This is a genomic window from Singulisphaera chitinilytica (genome assembly GCF_049331405.1).
Taxonomy (GTDB): Bacteria; Planctomycetota; Planctomycetia; order Isosphaerales; family Isosphaeraceae; genus PoT.
The window spans coordinates 6,735,546-6,744,605 of record NZ_CP186274.1; the positions used below are offsets into that span (position 1 = coordinate 6,735,546).

The window sequence follows — 9,060 nt, forward strand, 5'->3', positions numbered from 1 at the left end:
CGTGGGTGAAGACGTCGGGTCGGATCGGCCTCGACTGCTCTTCGTGACCGGGCGCCTCGCCGAGTTCTCGCTCCGGCAGGTGCTCGACGAACTCGCACCACGCGCGGGGTTCCACCCCGAGATCGCCGTGCTCCCGATTACGGTCGCCGCGCTGATGCCGCCGAAGTGGGTGGCCAGGCACCTGGAAGTCCCCCCCGGCATCGAAAAGGTGATCCTGCCGGGATTCTGTCGAGGCGACCTGAGCATGGTCATCGAGAAGGCCGGCGTCCCCGTCGAGCGCGGCCCGGAAGACCTCCGCGACCTGCCCCGCCACTTCGGCCAGGCCGACACCCGCATGGAAGGCTACGGCGCGTTCGACATCGAGATCCTGGCGGAGATCAACCACGTCCCCCGCCTCTCCCCGGCCGAACTGGCCGCGGCGGCCAGCAGATTCATGGAAGAAGGGGCGGACCGGATTGACGTCGGCTGCGACCCGGGCGGACCCTGGGCGGGCATCGGCGACGCAGTCAAGCTCCTGGTCGACCTCGGGTGTCGCGTCTCCGTCGATAGCTTCGACCCCGTCGAGGTGGCGCAAGGCGTGGCGGCGGGGGCCGACCTCGTGCTCAGCGTCAACAATACGAACCGCGAACATGCCGCCGACTGGGGCGTCGAGGTCGTCGCCATCCCAGACAAGCCGGGCACGCTCGACGGCCTCGACGAGACGATGGAACTGCTCCAGCACCGGGGCGTTTCTTTCCGGGTCGACCCGATCCTCGAGCCGATCGGCTTCGGCTTCGCCGCGTCGCTGGGCCGGTATCTCGACTGCCGCAGGCGGTATCCCGAGGTCCCCTTGATGATGGGGATAGGGAACCTGACGGAGCTGACCGACGTCGACTCGGCGGGCATCAACACGCTCCTCATCGGGTTCTGCCAGGAGCTTTCGGTCGGGAGCGTCCTGACCACGGCGGTGATCAACTGGGCACGGTCGTCGGTCCGCGAGATCGACCTGGCCCGCCGGCTCAGCTATCATTCGGTGAAGAAACGGATGCTACCCAAGCACCTGGAGCCGCGCCTGGTCATGCTCCGCGACCCCAAGGAGCCGCGTCACGGCCCGGAGGTCCTGGAGGAACTGTCGCGCCGGATCAAGGATCCGAACTGGCGGATCTTCGCCGAGGATGGGATGATTCATGCGATGAACGGCACGGCCTACCTCCGCGACCCGGATCCGTTCGTGCTGTTCGACCAGATGCAAGTCGCCGACCCCTCCCATGCGTTCTACCTCGGGGTCGAGCTGATGAAGGCGAAGACTGCGCTCACGCTGAACAAGGCTTACCGCCAGGACCAGGCCCTCGACTGGGGCTTCCTGACCGAGCCGGAAGTGAGCCACCACGAACGCAAGAAACGTCGGGAAGGCGAGGCGGGTCCGTGATCCTCGAAGGCATCGTCACCACGCTGAACCGCCAGAAGGCCCTGAACATCGCCCCCATGGGGCCGATCGTCGAGCCCGACATGCGTCGGTTCGTCTTCCGGCCATTCAGGACCTCGACGACGTATGCGAATTTGAAAGAGACGGGCGTCGGCGTCCTGCACGTCACGGATGATGTCCTCCTGCTCGCCCGCGCGGCGATCGGCGAGCCGGTCTCCCCCGCGACCCGGCCGGCCGAGGTCGTCGAAGGGGCAATCCTCCGGGATGCCTGCCGCTACTTCGAGTTCCGGGTCGTCGAGTCCGACCTCAGTAACGATCGCGCCACGTTCGTGGCCGAATGCGTCGCCGAAGGGCGCCTCCGCGACTTCTTCGGCCTGAACCGCGCGAAGTTCGCCGTCGTCGAGGCGGCGATCCTGGCGACCCGCGTCGGGATCCTGCCGTCCCAGCAGATCCTCGACGACTTCCGGCGCCTCGTCCCCCTCGTCGAGAAGACCGGCGGAGACGCCGAGCGCGAGGCCTTCGAGCTGCTGAGCCGATACGTCCAGGACGCGCGGCCGGCCGCCGCGAATTGATCGGCGTATGATGAAGTTTTCGTGCTTTTGGTTTTTAGCTTGAATTCGCACCGCCTGATTTCCAAACCGGATCCGCCCCGCTAATGACTCGACTTCGCATCAAGACTCCCAGCCGTCTCCACTTCGGACTCCTGGGCTGGGGTCCGCACTCGACGCGACAGTTCGGCGGGTTGGGCTTGATGATCGACGAGCCGGGGATCGAGCTGGAGGCCGAGTCCTCGGCGAGCTGGCAGGCCGAAGGTCCGCTCGCGTCGAGGGCGCTCGAGGTGGCCGAGCGGATCTCGGACCGACTGGCCGACGCGGGGACGCCGCCTCCCGCGGCAAGGCTCGTCATTCGTAGTGCCCCGGACGAGCACATCGGCCTCGGCGTCGGGACGCAGCTCAGTCTGGCCGTGACACGGGTGCTGTGGGCGCTGGCCGGCAGGGACGAGCCGCCGATCCGCGAGCTCGCCAATCTCTCCGGGCGAGGGCTCCGCTCGGGGATCGGGCTCCACGGCTTCGAACGCGGCGGCCTGATCGTCGACGGAGGTCGCGGGCCGTCCGGCTCGCCCCCTCCCCTGCTCGCCCATTATGATTTCCCCGAGAAGTGGGGGATTCTGGTCGTCATGCCCAGCCGACTCGCCGGGCTGCACGGCAGCGAGGAGATCCAGGCCTTCTCGACCCTGCCCCCGATCCCCGAGGCGACGACCGACCGCCTTTGCTCCCTGCTCCTGCTCGGCCTCCTGCCGGCGCTCATCGACCGCGACATCGCGAGCTTCGGCGTCGCCTTGGCGGAGATTCAGCGTCGGGTCGGCGAGTGTTTTGCTCCGGCCCAGGGGGGGATCTTCGCCAATCCCGAGGTTGCCGCGATCGTCGACGAGTTGCAGCAGCAAGGATTGCACGGGGTCGGCCAGAGTTCTTGGGGGCCGACGCTCTACGGCTTCAGCGCCGAGCCCGAGGCTCGCCGCGACGAAATCGTCGACCGCCTCCGGGCGCGCCTCGGCCTCGACGCCGCCTCCCTCTTCTGGACCAGGGCGAACCGTAGCGGAGCTATGTTGGAGTGGATCGAGACATAGGACTGGCTCCTCCCGCATCCCTGGGAGGGCCGTACCCGGTCCGGCAGGCCATCCTTCTCATATCAAGGTCGGGGACGTCCACGATGACCGTGCGAAGGCCATTGCGAATCGCCCTGGGATGGCTGTCCCTGGCCATTGCGTCGTCATCGAACGCCCAGCAAATTGGCCCATCGGATCAACTCCAGGAGCGTCGGGGGCGGTTCGAGTTCGAACTTTCGAAGCCGGCACTCACGAGTGCGGGGATCTTCGACGCCAAGGGGCGGCTCGTCTGCTCGCTATGGTCGCTCAAGACCCTCGAGGCGGGCAAGCACTCGGGTCAGTGGTTCTACCGAGACCAGTTCGACCGGCCGGTACCGGGGACCGGGTACGAACTCCGGGTCATCGCCAATCGCGGGAGCTACGAGAACGTCGCGATCATCGGGAACACCGGCAACGACCGCCCGACGCATACGCCGGGGTACATGCAGTCGGTGGCCGTCGACGCCGAGGGCTCCATCTATACCGCGAATTACTGGGACGAGGCCGGGGCCGACTTCAAGAAGTGGGATTGGCAGGGCAAGAGCGTCTACGACGCCGACTTCCAGATTCGCAACGGCGACCCTAATGGCGGACCCTACGCGATCGCCGTCGATGATACCTTTCTCTACTGCAGCGTCGGAGGTTGGGACCGTCCCCCCTACAACTCTCGCCAGCAAATCCAGCGCTTCCGACTCCGGGACGGCAAGCCCGAGCCGTTCACCGAAGCCGCCGAGAACCAGGGGCACATCCAGCTCCACGAATGGCCCGAGAAGCGGCTCCCCCGAGGGGTGCAGGCGAAGGACGCGGAGTTGATGAAGATGCCGCTGAGGGCCCTGGCCGTCGGCGGCGAGAGGCTCTACGTCTGCGATGCGCTCGAGGGCAAGATCCGGATCTTCCACAAAGGGACGGGCAAACCCCTCGGTGAATTCCGCGTCCCCTTGCCGACGGCGATCGCCGTCGGCCCCGACGGCCGGGTCTGGGTCGGGCACGAGCACCGGAAGGTCACGGCCTTCGACGCCGACGGCGGCAAAGGCTCCTTGATGATCGAGGACCTTTCGGACGTCGGCTCGCTCGCCATCGGGCCCGAGGGACGTCTCTACGTGGCCGACACCGGGGATGCCCGCGTCAAGATCTACGAGACCGACGACGGCGGGGCCCGGATCGTCGATTTCTTCGGACAGAAGGCCAAACCTGGGGACTCGGAAGCCGATCACTTCCACTCGCTGCTAGGTGTCGCCGTCGACTCCAAGGGGAACCTCGCCACGATCCAGAAACTGCCGATGGGGGGAGCCTGCCTGGCGCACTGGTCGCCCGACTTCAAGCTCCAATGGGAGCATCGCGGGCTCGAGTTCGTCTCGCTCGGGACCTATTCCAGGGAGAGCCCCGACGACTTCATCTCGCTGACCTATCATCGCTATCACCTGAATCGTTCGGCGAGCCCTCCCAGGGCCGAGTACCGTGGCTGTCTGCTCTCGGAAGACTCGAAGTACAAGGCCGACGTGCATGGGGTCCCCCGTCTGGTCAAGCTCGGTGACGCTACGTTCTATTACACGGCCCAGGGGGACGGGATGCAGGTCTTCCGGCTCGAGGGCAAGGCCTTCCGTCCCGCCGCGATGGTCGGGGGCCGGGCCCCGTCACCCGAAGGCAAGGTCGACCTCAAGGGGCCGCTGGGGCAATGGGCCTGGAGCGACCGCAACCGCGACGGGAAGGTCCAGGCCGGCGAAGTCGTCTGGTTCCGAAAGCCGGGCCAGGGGAAATACAGCGTCTTCGGCATCAACGTCGACGAGCGCGGGAATTTGATCCTGTGCGACCAGGAGACGCGATCGATCAAGGAACTCCCCATGCTGGGGCTCGATGAGCACGGCAACCCACGCTACGACTGGCGATCGGAACGCGTGATCGTCCCTCGCGACTCCTCCATGGCGAGGCTGACCCCGCTCATGGCCGTCCGGGCCGACGACGGCCGGCTCTATGCCTTCTGCCGGAGCGAGACCTGGCCCCAGCCCAAGGACGGCGAGGGGGCCTGGATGGCGGGGTGGGTCGTGAGCAGCTACTCTCGAGTCGGAGAGCTGCTCTGGGCCACCCCCTTGCCCCAGATGTGCGTCGGCCTTGACTATGTGCCGGGGGGGGGCGTCCTCCTCGGTTGGTATGAGAAGGCACATGTCTACCACTATAACGCCGACGGCCTCCTGATCGGCACCGCAGTCCCCGGCGCGGTTGCGGGGGGGACGACCGGCTACCTTGACAACACCGCCGCCCTCGCCGCTAATCGCGACCCGCGCGATCACCTCATCGACGTCTTCACGTCGGACAACTACCTGTACCGGATCCTCTGGTATCGCCTCGACGACCGCAAGATCGAGACCATCCGCGGCGCGATCGTCGACGCAGGGCCCTCGGCCAATCGTTGAAACGGATTCGTTATTTCGGGCGGGCGAGCCTTCCCTGGCCGGATGAAGCGGAGAGCAGGGAAAGGAAGTGACCTCCCCGGCGTGTCCCGACGCCGGGTCACGCTTTGCGTACGAGATGCCGGGGAGGCGATGGGGCGGGTCCGAATCAGAGCTTCCACGAGTGTACGATTCGAGTCGTGAACAAAAATGCGATGATTGAAGTCGGTTGGTTCGGAGTGCGCGGCGCGGACCACGAACGTCCGGATAGGCCCATCGGCCTCGCCGCGATTGCGCCCCGATCCCTGAGGCAGCCGGTATTTCGGATCAAAGATTGAATTGAAGATGTGCGTCTATTGAACGCGTGTCATCCTTCGGCTTGCCTGGAGATGGTTGGCCATGGTTGCTCCGGAAAAGCGATCGTTGTTGAGGACGAGTGACATCATTCTGCGAAACAGCTTCCGAGTCAAGTCTGATTTTCATCATTCCGATCAAATTGATCGAGATTGATGCTGCGCGCCATTTCCGACTCGAATCGATGATGACGCCTCTCGCCTAAAACTCATCTCCGATTGCACTAAAATTTCTTGACTAAAACGGTCGACAAAAGCAAGATAGGCGACGCGTGGAAGGGCATCTCTTCGAAAAGAAGTGTCGACGTGTCCGCACTGGACGATTGGCATGAGTATTACGATCGACGGAGTCAAGAAACGCTTCGGTTCTTACGTCGCGTTGGATGGCGTTTCGTTCTCGGCGCCGGCCGGCAAGCTCGTGGCGATCCTGGGCCCCTCCGGCTCGGGCAAGAGCACGATCCTGAGGGTGATCGCCGGGCTGGATGCTCCCGACGAGGGCCGCGTCTTACTGGACGGCGAAGATGTCAGCAAGCGACCGACTCGCGAGCGCGGCGTGGGCTTCGTCTTCCAGCACTATGCTTTGTTCCGCCGGATGACGATGCGTCAGAACATCGCGTTCGGACTCGAGGTGAGGAAGCTCCCGAGGGCCGAGGTCCGCACCCGGGTCGAGTCGCTGATCGACCTCGTCCAGCTCGAAGGCCTGGCGGATCGCTACCCCGGCCAGCTCTCGGGGGGCCAGCGTCAGCGAGTCGCGTTGGCGAGGGCCCTGGCACCCCGGCCTCGCCTGCTCCTGCTCGACGAACCGTTCGGCGCCCTCGACGCCAAGGTGCGGGTGGAGCTGCGTTCGTGGCTCCGGGAGCTCCACAACGAGTTCCCCGTCACGACGCTCTTCGTGACCCACGACCAGGAAGACGCGACGGAGGTCGCCGACCGGATCGTCGTCGTGAACCGAGGGGTCGTCGAGCAGTCCGGGCCCCCTGGAGAACTCTACGACAACCCATCATCGCCGTTCGTGACCGAGTTCCTCGGGCAAGTGAACGTGCTCCGGGGCCAGACCGTCGGCGGCATTGCGATCCTTGGCCAGGGGATGCTGATCCCGACGAGCGCCGATGTCCCCGACGGGCCCGTCTCCATCTATGTCCGGGCCCATGATTTCGACATTCGGCGCGAGCAGAACGGGCATCACTCCTGGCCCGCCGCCGTCCGCCGGCTGACCCCGATCGGTGGCGCCGTCCGTCTTGAACTCGAGCTGCGCAACGGTTCGAGCCTCGATGCCGTCATCACCCGAGGCCGGAGGCAGGATCTCGACCTCGTGCAAGGTGACGACGTCTTCGTCGCCCCCAGGAATATCCAGGTGTTTCAAGACGTCGCGGCTCCCGCGATGACGGGCGTGGCCTTGGCCTGAGCGACGCATGCCAGGAGAGCACCCGCCGCCGTTCTTCTGATCAGCATGAAACTCGATGGGTGAGACGTTGCTGATGAAACGTCGCAAACCATTGTTCAACGGTTGGATCTGACGAGAGCCTAATTCATGGTCGCGAGGAAAAGGAGGCCGACGATGTCGAGAACGGGATCTGGCCTGGCCGTGGCGACGCTCAAGCAGCAAGTCGAGATCATCGACAGCGGGACGATCAGCCTCGATAGCCTCTGGCGGGCGGCCGGGCAACCGGCCGGCAAGGACCCGAGGGCCTGGGCGAGCCTGGCCTCTCCCCTGGTCGCGAGCCTGGCCGACTACCTGGCCACGGTCTCGCGAGGGAAGACGACCAGGAAGGGCGAGCCCGCGCCCATCATCTGGGAGTGGCAGGCGGCCGACAGCGACCCCTGGCATAAGGGGGACCTGATGAGCGTCCCCTACGTCGCGCAGATCTACGCAGCCTTCCTCGACTCATAACCCTCTCGACCGACAGGAGCTTCGCCCGGTCTGCCGCCCAACCCGAAGGGGGAACCGAGTCGCCGCTAGAGGTTTGACAGGGCCTTTTGGCACCGCCAAACTGGGCCGGTCGTGACCTACCCTCAACGGCAGGCTGAAGGCGAGGCAACTCCATGCAGATGATCCTGGGATCCTTGTTCGTCCTGGCCCTGGCGGCCTCGACCCTGTCGGCGGCCGAGATGCCGAAGACATTACCGCTCTGGCCCGAAGGGGCGCCCGGCGCCCTCGGCAAGGAGACCGGCGACGAGTTCCACGCGGGCGACATTCCCACGCTGACCGTCTATAAACCCGAGGCGGAGAAGGCGACGGGCGCGTCTGTGGTGGTCTGCCCCGGCGGGGGCTATGGCTTCCTGGCGACCGAGCACGAAGGCAAACACGTCGCCGACTGGCTCAACTCGCTGGGCGTCACGGCCGTCGTCCTGAAATACCGCCTCGCGCCGAAATATCATCACCCGGCGATGATCGAAGACGCCCAGCGGGCGATCCGCACGGTCAGGGCGAACGCCAAGGAGTGGAAGCTCGACCCCAAGCGCGTCGGGATCCTCGGCTTCTCTGCCGGCGGGCACCTGGCCTCGACCGCCGCGACCCACTTTGATAAGGGGAAGGCCGATGCGAAGGATCCGATCGACCGCGAGAGTTCCCGGCCCGATCTAGCCATCCTCGTCTACCCCGTCATTGCCCTGGCCACCCCTTATGGCCATGCCGGCTCGCTCAAGAACCTTCTGGGCGACTCCCCATCCAAGGAATTGGTCGAGAGCCTCTCCAACGAGACACAGGTTACCAAAGAGACGCCGCCGACCTTCCTCGCTCACACGAACGAGGATTCCGCCGTGCCTCCCGAGAACAGCCTACTGTACGCGCTGGCCATGCGCAAGGCCGGCGTGCCCGTCGAGCTCCACGTCTTCGAAAAGGGGCAACACGGCCTCGGCATCGGGATTGGCTGGCCGAGCCACAACATCGCCCCGGACGAGGCCTTTCAGGCCTGGCCCAAGCTTTGCGCAACCTGGCTGAAGCACCGGGGCTTCCTGGCTCGCCAGGGTCTGTGATTTTAACAGATCCGCGATAGTTTCAGGTTGAACCCTCGGAGTGATGTCTTCGTTCGCCCCGGAACGAGGACGTTTCCCTCCGAGGTTTTCCTTCTCTCTCCTCGCAAATTGCATCCTGCAGTTACGCCACTTTTCGCTTCTTTTGCCCGGATATCGCATTCGGACATTCTTATGCCTTTCCGAAAGAACCTCTCTCCCCTCCCGACTTTGGGACAAGAACGAGAGCGGACTTGCCACCTGACGTCGGCTCATCCGCCTTCATCGAATCGAGATGCTTCGAACGATCAATCCGCT

Annotated in this window: 7 protein-coding genes; all 7 read left to right on the forward strand. The window is 65.2% G+C overall.

The window, feature by feature from the left end; genetic code table 11:
• The first annotated feature begins 1 nt into the window (after position 1).
• The 7 genes from ACOYYX_RS26565 (at position 2) to ACOYYX_RS26595 (ending at position 8,766) form a co-directional block, all read left to right on the forward strand.
• Positions 2-1,408 carry a DUF6513 domain-containing protein gene (locus tag ACOYYX_RS26565; RefSeq protein ID WP_422925305.1) on the forward strand — a complete coding sequence of 469 codons (1,407 nt, stop codon included), beginning with the start codon at positions 2-4 and terminating at the stop codon, positions 1,406-1,408.
• Positions 1,405-1,977, forward strand: a complete 573-nt coding sequence (locus ACOYYX_RS26570) for a DUF447 domain-containing protein (protein WP_422925307.1) — start codon at positions 1,405-1,407, stop codon at positions 1,975-1,977. The genes ACOYYX_RS26565 and ACOYYX_RS26570 overlap by 4 nt, the downstream gene beginning before the upstream one ends.
• A gap of 83 nt (positions 1,978-2,060) precedes the next feature.
• Positions 2,061-3,032, forward strand: a complete 972-nt coding sequence (locus ACOYYX_RS26575; protein ID WP_422925309.1) for a beta-ribofuranosylaminobenzene 5'-phosphate synthase family protein — start codon at positions 2,061-2,063, stop codon at positions 3,030-3,032.
• Between the two features lie 83 nt (positions 3,033-3,115).
• Positions 3,116-5,461, forward strand: a complete 2,346-nt coding sequence (locus ACOYYX_RS26580; RefSeq protein WP_422925311.1) for a hypothetical protein — start codon at positions 3,116-3,118, stop codon at positions 5,459-5,461.
• Between the two features lie 657 nt (positions 5,462-6,118).
• Positions 6,119-7,195: a sulfate/molybdate ABC transporter ATP-binding protein gene (locus ACOYYX_RS26585; RefSeq protein WP_422925313.1), complete on the forward strand. Its 1,077-nt coding sequence runs from the start codon at positions 6,119-6,121 to the stop codon at positions 7,193-7,195.
• Between the two features lie 153 nt (positions 7,196-7,348).
• Positions 7,349-7,681, forward strand: a complete 333-nt coding sequence (locus tag ACOYYX_RS26590) for a hypothetical protein (RefSeq protein ID WP_422925315.1) — start codon at positions 7,349-7,351, stop codon at positions 7,679-7,681.
• Between the two features lie 152 nt (positions 7,682-7,833).
• The gene (locus ACOYYX_RS26595) at positions 7,834-8,766 is read left to right on the forward strand and encodes an alpha/beta hydrolase (protein ID WP_422925317.1); all 933 of its coding nucleotides are present in this window, start codon (positions 7,834-7,836) and stop codon (positions 8,764-8,766) included.
• Positions 8,767-9,060 lie beyond the last annotated feature (294 nt).

What these genes read in the sequence shown, in the direction of transcription:
- ACOYYX_RS26575 (WP_422925309.1), top strand. Translation starts at nt 2,061, where the DNA reads ATGACTCGACTTCGCATCAAGACTCCCAGCCGTCTCCACTTCGGACTC.
- ACOYYX_RS26580 (WP_422925311.1), top strand. Translation starts at nt 3,116, where the DNA reads ATGACCGTGCGAAGGCCATTGCGAATCGCCCTGGGATGGCTGTCCCTG.
- ACOYYX_RS26585 (WP_422925313.1), top strand. Translation starts at nt 6,119, where the DNA reads ATGAGTATTACGATCGACGGAGTCAAGAAACGCTTCGGTTCTTACGTC.
- ACOYYX_RS26590 (WP_422925315.1), top strand. Translation starts at nt 7,349, where the DNA reads ATGTCGAGAACGGGATCTGGCCTGGCCGTGGCGACGCTCAAGCAGCAA.
- ACOYYX_RS26595 (WP_422925317.1), top strand. Translation starts at nt 7,834, where the DNA reads ATGCAGATGATCCTGGGATCCTTGTTCGTCCTGGCCCTGGCGGCCTCG.